The organism is Caulobacter sp. FV2ps19, from assembly GCF_058681035.1.
The window spans coordinates 1890891-1908290 of sequence record NZ_CM178729.1 but is presented as its reverse complement, the minus strand read 5'-3'; the positions used below and the strand labels follow the sequence as shown (position 1 = coordinate 1908290).

Annotated in this window: 16 protein-coding genes and 1 pseudogene; 9 read left to right on the top strand and 8 right to left on the bottom strand. The window is 67.8% G+C overall.

Annotated features, from left to right (window positions below):
• Nucleotides 1-185: 185 nt before the first annotated feature.
• The 6 genes from map to ACW18B_RS09020 form a co-directional block, all read right to left on the bottom strand.
• Complete coding sequence (map, locus tag ACW18B_RS09045; RefSeq protein ID WP_492051255.1) at nucleotides 186-932, bottom strand: type I methionyl aminopeptidase; 747 nt, start codon at nucleotides 930-932, stop codon at nucleotides 186-188.
• Nucleotides 929-1141 carry a ParD-like family protein gene (locus ACW18B_RS09040; protein ID WP_492051254.1) on the bottom strand — a complete coding sequence of 71 codons (213 nt, stop codon included), beginning with the start codon at nucleotides 1139-1141 and terminating at the stop codon, nucleotides 929-931. Before ACW18B_RS09040 ends, map begins: the two co-directional genes overlap by 4 nt.
• Nucleotides 1142-1300: 159 nt before the next feature.
• On the bottom strand, nucleotides 1301-1621 hold the full coding sequence (locus tag ACW18B_RS09035; protein WP_492051253.1) for a helix-turn-helix domain-containing protein: 321 nt from the start codon (nucleotides 1619-1621) through the stop codon (nucleotides 1301-1303).
• Nucleotides 1602-1985, bottom strand: coding sequence for a type II toxin-antitoxin system RelE/ParE family toxin (locus tag ACW18B_RS09030; protein WP_492051252.1), 384 nt, complete (start codon nucleotides 1983-1985; stop codon nucleotides 1602-1604). The genes ACW18B_RS09035 and ACW18B_RS09030 overlap by 20 nt, the downstream gene beginning before the upstream one ends.
• A 222-nt stretch (nucleotides 1986-2207) precedes the next feature.
• Nucleotides 2208-2621: a baeRF12 domain-containing protein gene (locus tag ACW18B_RS09025; protein ID WP_492051251.1), complete on the bottom strand. Its 414-nt coding sequence runs from the start codon at nucleotides 2619-2621 to the stop codon at nucleotides 2208-2210.
• A gap of 70 nt (nucleotides 2622-2691) precedes the next feature.
• Nucleotides 2692-3507, bottom strand: a complete 816-nt coding sequence (locus tag ACW18B_RS09020) for an RNA methyltransferase (protein WP_492051250.1) — start codon at nucleotides 3505-3507, stop codon at nucleotides 2692-2694.
• 92 nt (nucleotides 3508-3599) lie between these two features.
• Between ACW18B_RS09020 and bla the strand changes: the two genes are divergently transcribed.
• From bla to ACW18B_RS09000, 4 genes are all read left to right on the top strand, one after another.
• On the top strand, nucleotides 3600-4631 hold the full coding sequence (gene bla / locus ACW18B_RS09015; protein WP_492051249.1) for a class A beta-lactamase: 1032 nt from the start codon (nucleotides 3600-3602) through the stop codon (nucleotides 4629-4631).
• A gap of 156 nt (nucleotides 4632-4787) precedes the next feature.
• Nucleotides 4788-5999, top strand: a complete 1212-nt coding sequence (locus tag ACW18B_RS09010; protein WP_492051248.1) for an NADP-dependent isocitrate dehydrogenase — start codon at nucleotides 4788-4790, stop codon at nucleotides 5997-5999.
• Between the two features lie 125 nt (nucleotides 6000-6124).
• Nucleotides 6125-6742: a hypothetical protein gene (locus ACW18B_RS09005; RefSeq protein ID WP_492051247.1), complete on the top strand. Its 618-nt coding sequence runs from the start codon at nucleotides 6125-6127 to the stop codon at nucleotides 6740-6742.
• A gap of 86 nt (nucleotides 6743-6828) precedes the next feature.
• Complete coding sequence (locus ACW18B_RS09000; protein ID WP_492051246.1) at nucleotides 6829-8457, top strand: ABC-F family ATP-binding cassette domain-containing protein; 1629 nt, start codon at nucleotides 6829-6831, stop codon at nucleotides 8455-8457.
• A gap of 239 nt (nucleotides 8458-8696) precedes the next feature.
• On the opposite strand, the gene ACW18B_RS08995 is transcribed toward ACW18B_RS09000, so the two are convergent.
• Nucleotides 8697-11669 (bottom strand): DNA methyltransferase, encoded by a 2973-nt coding sequence (locus ACW18B_RS08995; protein ID WP_492051245.1) that lies wholly within the window; start codon nucleotides 11667-11669, stop codon nucleotides 8697-8699.
• A gap of 137 nt (nucleotides 11670-11806) precedes the next feature.
• Here ACW18B_RS08995 and ACW18B_RS08990 point away from each other — a divergent pair, with 137 nt between their 5' ends.
• The 5 genes and pseudogenes from ACW18B_RS08990 (at nucleotide 11807) to ACW18B_RS08970 (ending at nucleotide 14657) form a co-directional block, all read left to right on the top strand.
• Complete coding sequence (locus ACW18B_RS08990) at nucleotides 11807-12094, top strand: hypothetical protein (protein ID WP_492051244.1); 288 nt, start codon at nucleotides 11807-11809, stop codon at nucleotides 12092-12094.
• Between the two features lie 288 nt (nucleotides 12095-12382).
• Nucleotides 12383-12537 (top strand): annotated as a pseudogene (locus ACW18B_RS08985) (hypothetical protein).
• 322 nt (nucleotides 12538-12859) lie between these two features.
• Entirely contained in the window at nucleotides 12860-13108 is a 249-nt protein-coding gene (locus ACW18B_RS08980; RefSeq protein WP_492051243.1) for a hypothetical protein, read from the top strand.
• A gap of 24 nt (nucleotides 13109-13132) precedes the next feature.
• Nucleotides 13133-13705 carry a DUF2939 domain-containing protein gene (locus tag ACW18B_RS08975; protein ID WP_492051242.1) on the top strand — a complete coding sequence of 191 codons (573 nt, stop codon included), beginning with the start codon at nucleotides 13133-13135 and terminating at the stop codon, nucleotides 13703-13705.
• Between the two features lie 13 nt (nucleotides 13706-13718).
• The gene (locus tag ACW18B_RS08970) at nucleotides 13719-14657 is read left to right on the top strand and encodes an AEC family transporter (RefSeq protein ID WP_492051241.1); all 939 of its coding nucleotides are present in this window, start codon (nucleotides 13719-13721) and stop codon (nucleotides 14655-14657) included.
• Here the strand turns inward: ACW18B_RS08970 and alaS are convergent.
• The gene (gene alaS, locus ACW18B_RS08965; protein ID WP_492051240.1) at nucleotides 14654-17302 is read right to left on the bottom strand and encodes an alanine--tRNA ligase; all 2649 of its coding nucleotides are present in this window, start codon (nucleotides 17300-17302) and stop codon (nucleotides 14654-14656) included. The genes ACW18B_RS08970 and alaS overlap by 4 nt on opposite strands.
• Nucleotides 17303-17400: the final 98 nt, after the last annotated feature.

Genomic DNA, 17400 nt, shown 5'->3' with positions numbered 1-17400 from the left:
GCGACACGAAGAGTGCCACCTGTTTAGAGCAACGCCGGATGTCGTCGCCGGCTGACGCCGCCAACCTGTTCGCACGATGCTCCTAGAGCAAGACGCGTGAAATCGGATTCACGCGCCTTGCTCCAGGTTTTTGGTTTCGCATCGTTTTTGCGGAAAACCGGCGTCCACTTTTCCGCACGATGCTCCTAAGCCAGCGTCAGGATCAGCGGCCCCGAGCGGGTGGCGACCAGGGTATGCTCGTACTGCACCGTGGGCTGACCCGCCGGCGGACGCAGCGTCCAGCCGTCGTCCAGTTCGTCGACGAAATCCGCGCCCAGTGACAGGAAGGGCTCGATGGTGAAGACGAGCCCCTCCGGGATCATCCGGCGATCACGCGGCTCATACCAGGTGGGGATCTCCGCCGGGTCGTCGTGCAGCGACAGGCCCACCCCGTGACTGGCCAGATTGCGGACCAGACTATAGCCGTTCTTCTGGGCGAAGCCTTCGATGGCCCGGCCGACCTCGTTCAACCGAACGCCGGGCTTCACGGCCCGAATGCCCGCCCACATCGCCCGGCGGCCATCGCGGCAGAGGCGCTCGATGCGCGCGCGGGTGGGCGGCACCGCGAAGCTGGCGCCGGTATCGCCAAAATAGCCGTCCAGCTCGGCCGACACATCGATATTGATCAGGTCGCCGGCCTTGACGACCGTGTCGCCCGGAATGCCGTGCGCACAGTCCGGCCCCACCGAAATGCAGGTCGCGCCCGGAAAATTGTAGGTCAGTTCAGGGGCCGACCGCGCGCCTTCGGCCTCCAGCAGGGCGCGGCCATAGTCGTCCAGCTCCCGGGTGGTCATGCCGGGCTCCAGCGCCGCGCCCATCGCCGCCAGGGTGCGGGCCACCAGCCGGCCGACGGCGCGCAGCTTCTCCAGCTGGTCTTCGTTCTCGATCGTCATGGGACCGCGGCGGCGAGATCACCCCCCTCGACGCCGGCGGCCTTCAGCTCCCGCGCCAAAAGTTCCTGGAAGGTGAGACCTGGGTTCAGCTCACACAACATGCCGATCTTGATCCAGAACGCCGCCTGGGCGTTGATCGACCGATACGACGCCTTGCTGGCCCGGCGCAGCTGCTCGTGCAGCTCATCCTCGATATTGACGATGCCCATCAGGCCCTCCGGACATATACGATTCGTATATGTTTCATATATCCGGATGGGCGGCCTGGCAACGGCGCGACGGCGGCCGCCGTCAACTCGCTGGCCTCGAGGCGATGACCGCTCGCGACGCAAAGACCCTTCGTGATCCGTTCAGGCCGTTCCGTGCACTTACGCCAGAATCTGCAACCCATGCTTTTGCACGATCGCCAGCAGCTTGAGCGCGACGCCGCTGGGCTTCTTGGCGCCGGCCTCCCACTTCTCCACCGTGCTTTCGCTGGTGTTGAGATAGCGGGCGAAGACCGGCTGGCTGACGTGATGGCGCTCGCGGAGTTGCTTGATCTGCGCGGGCTCGATCATCGGCGGCACGGTCAGGCAGGTCGCGTCGAAGTCGCGCATCGTGGCCTTGTCGATCGTGCCGGCCCGATGCATCCCGGCGACGGTGTCATGGATCGCCTCGAAGGCGTCGCTCTTAAACTTGCGCTTGGTCATGACAGATCTCCACAATCACCCTGACCTGTAGCTCCCGATCAATCTCCACGTCGGTCTTTTCGGCGTAGAGGTCGGCCAGCTTGCGAAAGGCCTTCAATTCTTCGTCGTCGATATTCGCCCTGTCCTTCTTCGCGAACAGATAGGCGTACACCCAATATCTTCGACCTTTGGCCAGGATGATGCTGCGACTACGGTTCTTGTCGAGGCGCTTCTTGAACACCGCGCCATCCAGATCATCGGCCTGGCCGGCCATGGCCGCCGCAACCGCCGCGCAAAGCTCGCTGTCCTTGACCAGCGCCTTCCTGGCCGCCTTCGCAAACCAGGCCGTCTTGAAGACTCGCGCGACACCCTTGGCCTCGGTCATGAGAAATATGTAGCACTTAGTGCTACCTCGCTCAAGGGCGAGATCCTGCGCATCATGACGCCTTCAGGGACTCGACGCTGATCAGGCGGCGCTTCCCGCTCTTGGGCTACGGTGACAGCACAATCCATCGCCGCAAACGGCGTCCTCGTAATCCCCCTGGCTTCTCCCCAAAACCTCACGCGCCGGCCGGCGCCCGCGCGCCGGCCGAGCTGAAATGCGCCTTCAGTTCGCCGTTTCGCGGCGAACGGTATGGACCACGTCCTGAAGCGTCATGATCGTCGCATCGACCCACTCATGGGGGTTGGAGCCGACGACCTTTTTGGCCAGGGCTTGCGGCAGGTCTTCGCGCAGGTGGCCCAGGGCGCGCGGCGGGGCGATCAGGATCAACTGGTCGAAGGCGTGTTCGCGGGCGACGGCTTCGAGGTGGTGGGCCAGATCCTTGATGAAGGCGCGCTCGGCCTTGTCATTGGCGTCGCCGTCGTGCGGCGCCGGCTTGCGCGAATGGGCGTGGCGTTCCTTGAGGCCGTCCAGCCAGTCGGGGCGGTCGTGCAGCGGACCGTCCAGCCGCAGCTGCTCCAGCAGGCGGGCGCGGTGTCCGTCGGCGACGACGACCAGGGTTTTTGCATCGGGGATCATGGGGCGGGCTCCGTTTAAAGCTTCAGGCTTTAACGCTGCGCCCTCCCCGGTGGTTCAGCCCTGATATGGATCAATCAGCAGCCGGACGGTCGCTGACCTGACCCTCGCCCTTCGCCGCCTTGGCCTTCTCCGCCAGCTTGGCCAGCACCCGGCCCCGGCCGCGCGACAGGGCGGTGATCATGCCGCGGAAGGTGCGAACCTCCTGCTCGGTCAGACGGGCCCTCGCCAGGGGGGCGCGCAGATTGCGCACCATCGAGGGCTTCTTTTCCGGCGGGTGATAGAAGCCGGCCTTTTCCAGCTCGTCCTCCAGCTGGCCGTACAGGCCCAGCAAGGAGGACTGGTCGGCGGGGTCCTCGACGTTCTGCTGGAACTTGACCCACGGACGGTCATCGACCGTCATCTTCCACTCATAGGCGTTGATCGACACCGCCTGGGCCAGGTTGAGCGAGCGAAAGCGGGCGTCGATCGGGATGCTGATGATCGCCTGGCACAGGGCGATGTCCTGGGTTTCCAGCCCGGCCCGCTCGCCGCCGAACAGCAGGCCCACGGCCCGGCCCTGGGCCACGTCGTCCGACAGCTGGCCGGCGGCCTCGCGCGGGGTCAGCACCGGCAGGCGGGTCTCGCGCGGGCGGGCGGTGGTGGCGAACACCAGTTTCAGGTCGGCGATGGCCTCTTCCAGGGTGTCGAACACCTTGGCGTTGTCCAGCGGCCAGTCGGCGCCGGAGGCCGAGGGCCAGGCGCGCTCCTGGGGCCAGCCGTCGCGCGGCCGCACCAGACGCAGGTCCGACAGGCCGAAATTGGCCATCACGCGGGCCACGGCGCCGATGTTCTCGGCCAGTTGCGGCTCGTTGAGGATCACACACGGGGGAACGATTGTTGGGCTCATCTCGTCCCTTTGCCGCCGCCAGGCGTTGGGATGCAAGTCCTGACCCCGTCCGACGCGCGTTTCAACGCGTTTCGGCGCCCTGAGAGCCCCCCATGCTGCGACGCGCCTTCCTGGTTTCCGCCCCTGCCCTGATGGGTTTCCTGGCCGTCAGCGCGTGCCGCGAGGCGCCGATGCTGGGCCAGCTGGAGCCGGTGATCGACGACAAGGCCCTGATGGCCGATCTGCAGGCCCTGGCCGACACCGCCGCCCCCGGCGTGCTGGGCGTGGCCGTGCGCGACGCCCAGACCGGCCAGACCGTGGCCTTCAACGGCGACCGGCGCTTTCCGCTGCAGGACGTGTTCATGGCCCCGCTGGGCGCGGCGGTGCTGGCCGAGGTCGATGCGGGCAAGCTGAGCCTGGACCAGGTCGTCATGATCCGCGACATCGACCTGTCGCCGCCGTTCAGCCCGATCGCCGACGCCTGGCCCCAGCGCACCGACTATACGATCGCCGAGCTGGTCGAGCGGGCCGCCGGGTCCGGCGACAACACCGCCGCCGACGTGCTGATGAAGCGGATCGGCGGCCCCGGCGTCCTGACCGCCTGGCTGGTGCAGCACAGGATCGAGGGCTTCCGCGTCGATCGCTATGAGCGCCAGCTGCAGCCCGAGATCGCCGGGATGGGCTCGTTCCGCGCCGGCTGGAAGGGCGAAGCCGCCTATCGCGCCCAGCTACTGGCCCTGCCCGAGGCCCGGCGCCGTCAGGCGATGGCCGACTATCTGGCCGATCCGCGCGACACCGCCACGCCGGTCGCGGCGGTCGGGTTCCTGGAGGCGCTGGCGGCGGGCCGACTGATCTCCAAGGCCTCGACCCAGCGGCTGCTGACGATCCTGAGCGGCGCCCAGGGCGACCAGACCCGGCTTGAGGCCGCCCTGCCCAGCGGCGCGCGGCTGGCCCACAGGACCGGCTCGTCCCGTCCCGATCTGGGCCTGACCCCGGTCTGCAACGACATCGGGCTCTACACCCTCAAGGACGGCCGGCAGTTCGCGGTGGCGGTGTTTCTCAGCGGCGCGACGGCCCCGCCGGCCGCATGCGACGCGGTGATCGCCCAGGCGGCGCGGATCGTGCTGAAGGCGGTCAAGGCCTAGCGTCGCCGGCCCCGGATCGCGACCCGAAACCCACACGGGCGCCGATCGGCTTTTCCCCTGCCGCGCAACAGTCTATAGCCAGCCGGTCCGCGCCCGCGACCTGGCCCTGTGCGCCAGGTCGTCCCGGTGCGCCACCGCCAGAGGAAAGCCCCCGCAATGGCCAAGATCAAAGTCGCCAACCCCGTCGTCGACATGGACGGCGATGAAATGACCCGCATCATCTGGAAGCTCATCAAGGATAAGCTGATCTTCCCCTATCTCGACCTCGAGCTCGACTATTACGACCTCAGCGTCGAAAACCGCGACGCCACCAACGACCAGGTGACCATCGACGCGGCCGAAGCCACCAAGAAGCACGGCGTCGCCGTCAAGTGCGCCACCATCACCCCCGACGAAGCCCGGGTGAAGGAATTCAATCTCAAGAAGATGTGGAAGTCGCCCAACGGCACCATCCGCAACATCCTGGGCGGCGTGATCTTCCGCGAGCCGATCATCTGCCAGAACGTGCCGCGCCTGGTGCCCGGCTGGACCCAGCCGATCATCGTCGGCCGCCACGCGTTCGGCGACCAGTACAAGGCCACCGACTTCCTGTTCCCCGGCAAGGGCACGCTGACGATGAAGTTCGTCGGCGAGGACGGCGCGGTCATCGAGCACGAGATCTACAAGGCCCCGTCGGCCGGCGTGGCCATGGGCATGTACAACCTCGACGAGTCGATTCGCGACTTCGCCCACGCCAGCTTCGCCTATGGCCTGAGCCGCAACTATCCGGTCTATCTGTCGACCAAGAACACCATCCTGAAAGCCTATGACGGTCGCTTCAAGGACATCTTCGAAGAGATCTACCAGGCCGAATACGCCGACAAGTTCAAGGCCGCCGGCATCCATTACGAGCACCGCCTGATCGACGACATGGTGGCCTCGGCCCTCAAGTGGTCGGGCGGCTATGTCTGGGCCTGCAAGAACTATGACGGCGACGTGCAGTCCGACATCGTCGCCCAGGGCTTCGGCTCGCTGGGCCTGATGACCTCGGTGCTGCTGACCCCGGACGGCAAGACCGTCGAGGCCGAGGCCGCCCACGGCACCGTCACCCGCCACTATCGCCAGCATCAGAAGGGCGAGAGCACCTCGACCAACTCGATCGCCTCGATCTTCGCCTGGACCCGCGGCCTGGCCCACCGGGCCAAGCTGGACGACAACGCCGAGCTGGCGCGCTTCGCCCTGACCCTGGAAAAGGTCTGCGTCGACACCGTCGAGGCCGGCTTCATGACCAAGGACCTGGCCCTGCTGGTCGGCGACAAGCAGTCGTGGCTGACCACCGAAGGCTTCCTCGACAAGATCGACGAGAACCTGAAGAAGGCCATGGCCTAATCATCCGCCCGCTCTGGGGGAAGACGACCCACCGCCAGCGCCCCCCGGGAAACCGGGGGGCGTTTTGCGTCAGGTTTCACGAAACTGCGATTGAACCCTCAGCCCGGGCCTGCGATGGGCGAGGGATGCAAAACCCGTCCGCACCCAGACCAGCCTGGGCGGCCCTGATCCTCGCCGCCTGCCTCATCACCGGTTGCGATCGCGGCGCAAAGCCGCCCCCCGTCGATCCTGCCTCCACGCCCCAGGCGGCGGCCGAGCGGGACCGGGTGCTGGGCGAGCGCTGGCGTCAGATGTTCGCCGATCCTGACCGGGTCATCGCCGCCGCCAACGAGCTGGGCTACCCCCTGCCCGCCTGGGGGCCGGTCAAGGCGTTGCCGGGCTATGGCGCGGAAGCCACACAGCGGATCACGCGCGACCCGGCCTCGACGGTCCGCATCGAAACCCGCCTGGTCGCCTCAGGCACGGCCGACCGGGTCGAGACGATCCGGCTGCGGTTCGAGGTCGCCATCAGCGCCGCCCCCAAGACCAAGACCGATCGCGACGCGGTCAAGATCCCGCGCCAGCTGGTCAACGGCTTCCTGGGCCGCTTCAATCTGAGCCCCAATGACGAGGTCCGCGCCGCCCTGATGAACGCGACCTCGGTCAGCACCCTCCAGCATGGCGGCAAGATCGTGGTCGACAGCCAGGGCGCGCCGCAGATCGGATCGCGCTATGTCATGACCGTGACGCTCACCCCCAACTAGCCCCGGCCCCGGCCCCCGCCCAGCCGCGCGGGTCGGGCGAGACGCCAGGGCTGGCGTTCTGCGTCCAGCCGCGTTAGCAGCCCCCCATGATCCGCCTCGACAACATCTCCAAGCAGAACGGCCACCAGATCCTGTTCATCGACGCCTCGATGGGCGTCCAGAAGGGTGAAAAGGTCGGGCTGGTCGGTCCCAACGGCGCCGGCAAGACGACGCTGTTTCGCATGATCACCGGTCAGGAGCAGCCCGACGACGGTCTGGTCGCCATCGACGCCGGCATGACGATCGGCTATTTCAGCCAGGACGTCGGCGAAATGTCGGGCCAGAGCGCGGTCGCCGCGGTGATGGACGGCGTCGGCCCCGTCAGCGCCCTGGCCGCCGAAATGGCCACGCTGGAGGCGGCCATGGTCGATCCGGACCGGGCCGACGAGATGGACGCCATCCTCGAACGCTATGGCGAGGTGCTGGAACGCTTCCAGGAACTGGACGGCTATGCGCTGGACGCGCGGGCGCGCGAGGTCCTGGCCGGCCTCAGCTTCAGCCAGGAGCGCATGGACAGCGATGTCGGCCTGCTGTCCGGCGGCTGGAAGATGCGCGTGGCCCTGGCCCGCATCCTGCTGATGCGCCCCGACGGCATGCTGCTGGACGAGCCCAGCAACCACCTCGACCTGGAAAGCCTGATCTGGCTTGAGGCCTTCCTCAAGACCTATGACGGCGCCCTGCTGATGACCTCGCACGACCGCGCATTCATGAACCGCATCATCGGCAAGGTGGTGGAGATCGACGCCGGCGCCCTGATCACCTATTCGGGCGATCTGGACTTCTACGACCAGCAGCGCGCGCTCAGCGAGGCGCAGCGCCAGGCGCAGTACGAGCGCCAGCAGGCCATGCTGGCCAAGGAGATCAACTTCATCGAGAAGTTCAAGGCGCGCGCCTCGCACGCCGCCCAGGTCCAGAGCCGGGTCAAGAAGCTCGACAAGATCGACCGCGTCGAGGCGCCGCGCCGTCGCCAGTCGGTGCAGTTCGAGTTCAAGAGCCCGCCGCGATCGGGCGAGGACGTGATCAGCCTGCGCAATGTCCACAAGGGCTACGGCGCCCAACCGATCTATGAGGGCCTGGACTTCCTGGTGCGCCGCAAGGAACGCTGGTGCGTGCTGGGCGCCAACGGGGCCGGCAAGTCGACGCTGCTCAAGCTGGTGGCCGGCGACACCCAGCCCGACCAGGGCGTGGTCCATATCGGCGCCAGCGTCAGGATGGGCTATTTCGCCCAGCACTCCATGGACCTGCTGGACGGCGAGGAGACGATCTTTGAGTCTCTGGAAAACGCCTTCCCCCAGGCGGGCCAGGGCGCGCTGCGCACCCTGGCGGGGTGCTTCGGCTTCTCCGGCGACGATGTCGAAAAGCCCTGCCGCGTGCTGTCCGGCGGCGAGAAGGCCCGGCTGGTCATGGCCAGGATGCTGTTTGATCCGCCCAACCTGCTGGTGCTCGACGAGCCGACCAACCACCTGGACATGGCCACCAAGGAGACCCTGGTCGCGGCCCTGGCCGACTTTGAGGGCGCCATGCTCTTCGTCTCGCACGACCGCCATTTCCTGGCGGCCCTGTCCAACCGCGTGCTGGAACTCACCCCCGAGGGCGTCCACCAGTACGGCGGCGGCTATACGGACTATGTCACCCGCACGGGCCAGGAAGCGCCGGGGCTCCACCCGGGCGGGTAGCGGCGTTGGCGGCGCAGGTTGAGCCGGCGGGCTGCGGTCGCCACAGCCCGCCCAACGGCGAGGCCCCGCCTTAAGCCCTTGGAGGCGAGCTTGCTCTGGCGTCTGGCCGTCTCAAGGACCGCCTCTGGCGGCCGCGTCGCGGCGGCGCGACGCGCCGTCCTTGACACGGCCAGACGCCAGAGCTCCGATCCGCCAAGGGTTTAAGGCGGGGACTGCGTCCCGCTGGGGGGGTGGACGACCTACCGCCCCGCCGCCGCCCGTGCCTGATTCAGCCCAAACAGGCGCTCCAGCACCTCGTCGTCCGACAGGCCCTCGGGCCAGCCATAGGCGGCGGCCACGGCGGCGTCCAAACGCTTGTGGGCCATGTCCAGCCAGGCCGGACGCTGGTTGTAGAGGTTGGTCAGGGTGCGCTTCTTCAGCTCGACCGCGGCCTCGGGGCTGACCGGCAGGATGCGGTCGGGATAGCCGGACACGACCTCGGGCTCGATCCGCACCAGATCGGCCGGATTGAGCCAGGCCTCGCGCTTGGCGTTCAGATCGGCGGCCGCCGCGCCGATGGCGATGGCGCGCGGGTCGGCGGCATAGTCGGCGGCCGGGATGTTGGGCGTGAGGCCTTCCGGGAAGGGGAAGGTCTCGAAAGTGGTTGAGGGCGTGTAGCGGGGGTCGTTGCCGACGCCGAGAGAGGTCCCCATCCGCAGCGACCACAGTTCGTGGAAGCGGGAGTGGAGGATACCGAAAGTGGTGTCATCATCGCGGGCGATAGCGATAAGATTTTTGTCGATGCCGACCGTCGGCTCAACCCAAACAAAAACGCGGTGCTTGGACACTTCTGGCGAGGCAATAGTCCTAGAAAGAGATTGGCGAGCATTTCGCAATTCTTGGCGCGGCCTCCAAAATAGCCACCAATAAGATACTAATGAATTTCTAGCCTGTAGGTTGCTAACCTTACTTGCACGTCGCGCAGGTTCAACGTGTAATAAGGCATGTTGAAATGGAATTTCGTAACCTGATGATTCCACTTCATCTTTGCCAGTGAAATCTATGATCCACGAATCGCGTGAGCGTCGAACAACATCAATGCCATTCCAGTAGGGCCGAAGAACATCTTGGTTGCTACGTTTGTTGACGTTCAAGGGGGCCAAGAGCCAAGCTCTCGCTTGAGTGCCCTCAATTTCGAACGGTCCGGTTTTCTGGATGCCGTTGAACGCCGTTGAGCCGTTTTCAAACAACCGACTCGCCTTTGTTAAGTCCGCACTCGCAGAGGTGAGATCGGCGTGAATGCTGACAACATTGCGACCTTCAAGCCGTCGCTCCAGAAAGCCATCTCCAAATCCAAACATCGAAACGCGAACGGCGGCACCCTCCAGAATCCAGGGCTCATCCGCCCAGGCCTCCCAAAGCGCGTCTGCATCCGCTATCGGATCCAGGACCTTGCGGCTCGCACCGCCCCGGATTGAGTTAGTGGTAACGAGCCCCGCACGCCTGCCATTCGGCGATCGAACAGCCTCCCAGGCTTTCTCCACCCAATAGCTGACGAAATCAGCGCCACCCGGCACCCTTCCTTTGTAGACTCCTCGCAATTGCTCGACATAGGCCTCACCCAGATCGGGCCCCATCTTCTTGTCGCCCAAAAACGGCGGGTTGCCCACAATGACATCGACCTCCGGCCACGCCGCCTCGGTCCCGTCCGCATTCAACAGCGCATCCCGGCGCTCGATCTGATCCAGCGACGAGAGGATCGGCTCCGACAGCCCCGTATAGTTGTTCTTCGCGTTCCATTGCAGATCGCCGATCCACAGGGTCACCCGCGCCAGCTCGGCAGCATAGTCCTCGATCTCGATGCCGCGCACACAGGCCAGGCCCACGCGGGGGGCCGGAACCTCGATGCCCAGACGGGCGGCGTCGACCAGGGCGCGACGTTCGATGTCCTTCAGGGCATGCAGGGCCACATACAGGAAGTTGCCGCTGCCGCAGGCCGGGTCGAGCACGCGATAGGCGGCCAGACGTGCGAGGAACGCCTCCAGCCTATCCTTGGCCTGGCCCAGGGCGGCGTCGGCCCGCTTGGCGATGGCGGTCAGGGCCTTGCGCCGGCCCGCCTCGCCGGCCTTGGCCTTGTCGGGGTCTTGCCGCATCGCCTCGGCGGCGGCTTCCAGCACCGCCTTGCGCTCGTCCTCGGTGGCGGCGCGGGCGTCCATGGCGGCGCGGATCTCAGCCAGGGCCGCTTCCCACTCGGCCATCAGCGGCCAGGTGATCACCGGGTCGATGATCTTCAGGATCTTGGCGCGGTCGGTGTAGTGGGCGCCCAGGGCCGCCCGCTCGCGCGTGGCCTTCAGCGCCTCCTCGAACATGTTGCCGAAGACAGACGGGTCGAGTTCTGACCAGTCATGTTCGCCGGCGGTGTCGCAGATCAACTTGATGTCCGGCCGTTCCAGAGGCAGGGCCGGCTTGTCGTCGAACAGGCCGCCATTGAACCAGCGGATCACATCGGCGCCGAACATGCCGCCGGTGCGCATCATCGAAAACAGCGCGTCGAACTGGGCCGACGCCTCGGTCGGCGGGCGCATCTGCATCGACCGCGTCATGCGGGTGAACAGGCCCTCGGGCAGCAGTTTGGCGTCTTCGGCGAACATGCAAAAGACGATGCGGTTGAGGAAGTGTGCCACCTCGCGCGGATCCTGGCCGCGCTCCTGCAAACGCCGGCCCAGATCACCAAACCTCTGGGCGACCTTGGCGGTCAGTTCCTGCGGGCTGATCTTGGGCTTGAGGCTTTCCGACCCCTCGAACACCAGCCGCAGCACGGCTAGCTTTTCGGGCTCGTGCAAGTCGTCGAGCGTGAACTCGATCCTGCGGCTGATGGTGTTGGTCCAGTTGGTGTGGACCACGATGCGCTCCATGTCGGAGACGATCAGATAGGGCGGGTTTTCCAGATCCAGCGCATAGGCCTGAAGCTGGCGCAGCGCCGCGTCGAGGTTCTTGTGCTTGCCCTTATATTCCCAGCCAAAGCAGTGCTTGCGCCAGACATCGGCCCAGCCGTCGCCGCCGCCGGTCTTGGCGGCCCCGCGCTCGAAGCAGTAGCGTTCGCCCAGCGGGTCGTCTTCGGCGGGGGTGGGCTGCTCCAGCAGGTGGCACAGGTCGAGGAAATGTTCCTGCGACGCCTGCCGCTCTCGCAGGCGGCTGTCGCTCCATTTCTTGATGAACTGCGCGGGGGTCATGGGGTCTCCGACTCAACGGGCCAACCATAGCCGGACGCGCGCGGGCGCGGGTAGATGGATAAGTCCCCAGCGCCCCTGTCGGCCCGGCGCCGGCCGCGCGATAGTGGCTCCGAGAATCAGTTTCGGAGACTTGGGCCATGGGCCACGCACAGCGTGATCTCACCCCCGCCCCGCAGGGCGACCTGTTCGGCGCCGCCGAACCCAGCGGCCCGGCGCCCTATCAGGTCAAGCCGCAGCATGTGCGCAACCGGCTGATCGACATGATCGAAACGATGCAGGGCGCCCAGGCCTGGCCCTGGTCGCCCTCGCGCACCAAGCTGTTTCGGGAAACGGTGTGGCCCTATCTGCTGGGCCTATTGCCACCCGCCGAGGCGGACGACTGGCGCGAGCAGCTGGACGCTCAGGCGGCTCGACTGGACGGCTAACGTCAGCCCTTGCTTCTCCCGACAGCGCCAGCGCCCCCTCCGTCACGTCGCTTCGCGCCGCGCCACCTCCCCCGCAGGCGGGGGAGGAGAAACAGCGTCGGGGGCTCTCCTCCCCCGCCTGCGGGGGAGGTGGCGCGCTGAGGATACGCAGCGTGACGGAGGGGGCGCGCGGCGGCCGTGCCCCCAACCCACACCCCGTCCCGCGCCTAACCCCCTGAAATCCCTCGCCCGCCGCCCCGCTTATCCTCCCCTCTGCGCACGGCCCTATACTGGTGTCACTTCAGGGCGATGGGGAGGGCGCGTGGCCAGCGACCTTCGCGGCCTTGGGGGGCGGTTGAGCGGGGACAGGTCCGAGGGGGATACTCGGGCGGTCCGGGGACCTGGTTGCTGGCCAGGCCCGCCCGCCGTCGGCGTGGACGGGGACTGAACGGGTGTGTTTTTAAGTCATTTGCTTGGCTCGCCCGCCTCGACCTCCGGAACCTTCGGAAACGAGGGCTTCCGGATCCCGGTAAGGCCTGAACAGGGCCACCTGACGGGACGCGGACGGATAACGATCGCGCGAGGCGTTCGGCGTCGTCGAAACGGTACTTCTATTTTTTCATCCGGGCGTCGCCCGGGCGCCTCGCAACCCTCCCCAGACTTCGCGCCGACCGCGCGAGGCGGCGAAGCCGCGCGCCGACGCGGCGCGCTTTCGGCCGCCCCGCGCCTCGCTCGCCCCCCGTCTTCGTCACCCCCTCCGTCAACCCGCGTCTGAAGGATCGCGTCATGCCCCGCCCCCGCTCACCCCGTCCGATCGCGCGCCAGGGTCCCTGCCGCTCCACCCGCCGTCGCCAGCGCAACAGGGCCTGGCTGCGGACCCTGGTGGAAGCCCGGATCGCCGCCGTCGCCCAGTTCATCGAACTCAAGCGCGCCGAGGCGACGCTGGGCGAGACGAGCTTCGCCGGCTCCGCCGGTCCCGCCGCGCGCGAAGAGCCTTGCGACGACGGCGCGATTACCCCTTCTATGCCCCGTTAACGATCATGGGCTCGGGGCCAGGCGATGAGTGTGCAGAAACGACTGTGGGACCTGGTGGTGCTGGCGATCTTCGTGTTCGCCGCCGCCTTCGCCACGGCGCCGTGGTTCGCCTTCCGGGCCCTGAAGGCCGCCGCCCAGTATGAGGACGTGCAGGCGATCGCCGAGATCGTCGACTTCCCCGCGGTGCGGCGCAGCCTGACCGGCGCGCTGAAGCAGGACGCCCCGGTGGCGGCGGCCGAGCCGCCGTCGATCTGGCGCGATCCGCTGGGGGCCATGCGGCGGGCCATCGAGCCGATCGCCCCGCCCGAGCCCAAGGTCGACCGCTACCTGACCATCGCCGGGATCTCGGCCCTGACCCGGGGCTATGAACCGGGCAAGGCGCCGGCCGGTCCGGCCCGGCCCGACACCGTGGGCGGCAAGCTGAAGGCCGCCGTGATGGGGCCCTATCCCACCATCGCCTATTGGGATCCCAACCGCGTGCGGGTGGCGGTGCGCCGGCCCGGCGCGGCCGAGCGGGTGACGGTGTTCACCTTCCAGCGCCGGGCGCTGTTCACCTGGAAGCTGGTGCATATCCGCCTGCCGCGCGAAGAGCGCTAGGGCGATCCTCGCCGTGCTGGACCTGACCCTCGACGTGCTGTCGCGGGTGGCGCCGTTCTTCCTGCTGGTCGCGGCCGGCGTGGGGCTGGCGCGCCTGAAACTGCTGGACGCCGCCATGGCCGGCGGCCTGTCGGCCTATGTGTTCTGGATCGGCTTTCCGGCCCTGCTGATCCACAGCCTGTCGCGGATCGGCGCGCCGGGCCCGGCCCTGGCCTGGGGGCTGGCGGCCTATGCCGGCGCGGCCCTGGCGGTGATGGCGGGGCTGTGGGGGCTGGGCCTGTGGCGGGGCTGGAGCCGGGCCGAACGGGCCGGCGCGGCCCTGTCGGGCGGCCTGGGCAACAGCGCCTTCCTGGGCCTGCCGGTCGCCGCCGCCGTGCTCGGTCCCGAGGCGGCGCGGCTGGCGGCCGGGGTGGTGGCGGTGGACTTCGTGATCGTGGCCGGGCTGGGCGTGGCCTTGCTGGGCTGGGCCTCGGGGCGCTCGGCGGCGGGCTCGGCCTTGCGGGCCCTGGGCAACCCGATCGTCGCCGCCGCCCTGATCGGCGTGGTCATGGCGCTTTGCGGCCTGGCCTTGCCCGATGTGCTGGACCGGGCCGTGGCGGCGGCGGCGGTCTCGGGCAGTCCGGTGGCCCTGGTGGCCCTGGGCGCGGCCCTGGCCCTGCGCTCGGCGGGCCCGGCCGAGGCTTCGCCGTCCTGGGGGCCGGTGGCGGCGGCGGCGACGGCCAAGCTGCTCGCCCTGCCCGTCCTGACCTGGTGGGCCGTGGGCCTGACCGACGCGCCCCCGGCCTTCCGCCTGGGCGCCGCCCTGCTGGCGGCCACCCCGACGGCGGTCAATGTGTTCATCCAGACCCGCGTGCTGGGCGTGTTCGCCCGCGGCGGGGCCCGCACCGTGGCCCTGACCACGGCCCTGGCCGCCGTGACCCTGTCGGTCGCGGCGATCCTGCTGAGCCTCTAGGCCGTGAGGGCCGCCTTGATCGCGTCCAGCCCGGCCTGGGCCTTGGAGGCGTCAGGCGCGCCGCCCTGGGCGAAGTCGGCCTTGCCGCCCGCCCCCTGGCCGCCCATGGCCAACACGGCGGCCTTGGCCAGGTCGGCGGCGCTGAACCGGCCCGTCAGGTCGGCGGTGACCGCCACGGTGACAGCGGCCTTGCCGTCGCTGATCCCGACCAGGGCCACGACGCCGCCGTCGGTCAGCTGTTGCTTGAACGCCTCGGCCACGCCGCGCAGCTCCTTGCCGCCGACGCCGTCCAGCACCTTGGCGATCAGGGCCACGCCATGGACGTCCTCGGGGCCCGAGGCCGCGCCGCCGCCGCCGCCCAGGGCCAGCTGCTTCTTGGCCTCGGCCAGCTGCCGTTCCAGCGACTTGCGCTCGGCGATCAGGGCCTCGACCCGGGCGCCGACCTCCAGCACCGGAGTCTTGAACTGCTCGGCAAGGGCCTTGGCGACGCCGGCCTGGTCCAGCAGGAAGCGGCGGGCCGCCTCGCCGGTCAGGGCCTCGATGCGGCGAACGCCGGCCGCCACGCCCTGCTCGGAAACGATCTTGAACAGGGCGATGTCGCCGGTCCGGGCCACATGGGTGCCGCCGCACAGCTCGACCGAATAGGCCTTGCCGGTTTCGGTCAGCGACTGGCCCAGGGTCAGCACCCGGACGCTGTCGCCGTATTTCTCGCCAAACAGCGCCACGGCCCCGGCCTCGATGGCCTCCTGCGGGGCCATCTCTTTGGTCTCGGCCGCGACGTTTTGCCGGATCACCGCATTGACCTCGGCCTCGATGCGCTCGATCTCGTCGGGGGTCAGCGGGCCGCCATGGCTGAAGTCGAAGCGCATGCGCTCGCCATCAACCATCTGGCCCTTCTGGGCGACGTGCGGACCCAGCACATGGTGCAGGGCGGCATGAACCAGGTGGGCGGCCGAGTGATTGGCCCGCGTGGTGGCGCGCTTGGCGGCGTCAACCGAAGCCACGACGCTGTCGCCGACCTTCAGGTCGCCCGTCAGTTCGACCTTGTGAACATAGAGATCGCCGGCCTGCTTCTGGGTGTCGAGCACGCGGCTCTCGCGGCCGTTGGCCTCGATCACGCCGGTGTCGCCGGCCTGACCGCCGCTCTCGGCATAGAAGCTGGTGCGATCCAGCAGGACCTCGACCGTCTGGCCCGTTGCAGCCGATTGGACTTCCGCGCCGTCGATGACGATGGCCTGCACGACGCCGGTGGTCTCGGTAGCGCCATAGCCGACGAAGTTTGTGGCCCCGGCGCGCTCCTTGATCGCGAACCAGGCGGCGGCGGCTCCGATCTGGCCCGAACCGGACCAGTTGGCGCGGGCCATCTGGCGCTGCTTGTCCATCGCCACGTCAAAGGCGTCGGTGTCGACCGTGATGCCCTTGGCGCGCACGGCGTCCTGGGTCAGGTCGAGCGGGAAGCCGTAGGTGTCGTAAAGCTTGAAAGCGACCTCGCCGTCCAGCACGCCGCCGGTCGACAGATTGGCCGTGGCCTCGTCCAGCAGACCCATGCCGCGCCCGAGGGTGACGCGGAAACGCTCCTCCTCCTGACGCAGGGTCTCGACGATCGAGGCTTCAGCCCGACGCAGTTCCGGATAGGCCTGGCCCATCTCGGCCACCAGGGTCGGGGCCAGGCGGTGCATCAGGGGCTCCTGGGCGCCCAGCAGATAGGCGTGACGCATGGCGCGGCGCATGATGCGGCGCAACACATAGCCTCGTCCCTCGTTCGAGGGCGTGACGCCGTCGGCCAGCAGGAAGGACGATGAGCGCAGATGGTCGGCGATCACCCGGTGCGACGGCGCCTCGGCGCCTTCCGCCTTGACCCCGGTCAGCTCGACGCTGGCGGCGATCAGGGTCTTGAACAGGTCGATGTCGTAGTTGTTGTGCACGCCCTGCAGGACGGCGGTCACCCGTTCCAGGCCCATGCCGGTGTCGATCGAGGGCTTGGGCAGCGCCAGGCGCTCACCGCCGGCCAGCTGCTCGAACTGCATGAAGACCAGGTTCCAGATCTCGATGAACCGGTCGCCATCCTCGTCCGGACTGCCCGGAGGGCCACCGGGAATGCCTTCGCCGTGGTCGAAGAAGATTTCCGAACACGGACCGCACGGCCCAGTGTCGCCCATGGACCAGAAGTTATCGCTGGTCGGGATGCGGATGATGCGATCGTCGCTCAGACCGGCGATCTTCTTCCACAGATCAGCCGCCTCGTCGTCGGTGTGATACACCGTGACCAACAGCTTGTCCTTGGGCAGGGCGAAATCCCGGGTCAGCAGGGTCCAGGCGTGAGTGATCGCCTGTTCCTTGAAATAGTCGCCGAACGAGAAATTGCCCAACATCTCGAAGAAGGTGTGGTGGCGGGCGGTGTAGCCGACATTGTCCAGGTCGTTGTGCTTACCCCCGGCGCGAACGCACTTTTGCGAACTGACCGCGCGCGGATAGGCTGGCGTCTCGGCGCCGGTGAAGGCGTTCTTGAACGGCACCATACCGGCATTGACGAACAGCAGCGTCGGATCGTTCTGCGGCACCAGCGGCGCCGACGGCGTGATCGCGTGATCGGCCTTGCCGAAATAGTCGAGGAAGGTTCCGCGGATCTCGTTCAGGCTGGGCATGGGCGTCTCAAGGATCTTCAAACAGTGGTTGGCAGTCCGGCGTGGGCCGCTGCATAGCGCGGTTTTCCGCGGAGTGGAAACCTCGTCAAACTTGGGGA

Excerpts from the sequence above, each read along its gene's own strand:
- ACW18B_RS09040 (WP_492051254.1), bottom strand. The coding sequence starts at position 1,141 with ATGGGCATCGTCAATATCGAGGATGAGCTGCACGAGCAGCTGCGCCGG.
- ACW18B_RS08990 (WP_492051244.1), top strand. The coding sequence starts at position 11,807 with ATGGGCCACGCACAGCGTGATCTCACCCCCGCCCCGCAGGGCGACCTG.
- ACW18B_RS09000 (WP_492051246.1), top strand. The coding sequence starts at position 6,829 with ATGATCCGCCTCGACAACATCTCCAAGCAGAACGGCCACCAGATCCTG.
- ACW18B_RS09020 (WP_492051250.1), bottom strand. The coding sequence starts at position 3,507 with ATGAGCCCAACAATCGTTCCCCCGTGTGTGATCCTCAACGAGCCGCAA.
- ACW18B_RS08995 (WP_492051245.1), bottom strand. The coding sequence starts at position 11,669 with ATGACCCCCGCGCAGTTCATCAAGAAATGGAGCGACAGCCGCCTGCGA.
- ACW18B_RS09025 (WP_492051251.1), bottom strand. The coding sequence starts at position 2,621 with ATGATCCCCGATGCAAAAACCCTGGTCGTCGTCGCCGACGGACACCGC.
- ACW18B_RS09030 (WP_492051252.1), bottom strand. The coding sequence starts at position 1,985 with ATGACCGAGGCCAAGGGTGTCGCGCGAGTCTTCAAGACGGCCTGGTTT.
- bla (WP_492051249.1), top strand. The coding sequence starts at position 3,600 with ATGCTGCGACGCGCCTTCCTGGTTTCCGCCCCTGCCCTGATGGGTTTC.
- ACW18B_RS08980 (WP_492051243.1), top strand. The coding sequence starts at position 12,860 with ATGCCCCGCCCCCGCTCACCCCGTCCGATCGCGCGCCAGGGTCCCTGC.
- ACW18B_RS09005 (WP_492051247.1), top strand. The coding sequence starts at position 6,125 with ATGCAAAACCCGTCCGCACCCAGACCAGCCTGGGCGGCCCTGATCCTC.
- ACW18B_RS09035 (WP_492051253.1), bottom strand. The coding sequence starts at position 1,621 with ATGACCAAGCGCAAGTTTAAGAGCGACGCCTTCGAGGCGATCCATGAC.
- ACW18B_RS09010 (WP_492051248.1), top strand. The coding sequence starts at position 4,788 with ATGGCCAAGATCAAAGTCGCCAACCCCGTCGTCGACATGGACGGCGAT.
- ACW18B_RS08975 (WP_492051242.1), top strand. The coding sequence starts at position 13,133 with ATGAGTGTGCAGAAACGACTGTGGGACCTGGTGGTGCTGGCGATCTTC.
- alaS (WP_492051240.1), bottom strand. The coding sequence starts at position 17,302 with ATGCCCAGCCTGAACGAGATCCGCGGAACCTTCCTCGACTATTTCGGC.
- map (WP_492051255.1), bottom strand. The coding sequence starts at position 932 with ATGACGATCGAGAACGAAGACCAGCTGGAGAAGCTGCGCGCCGTCGGC.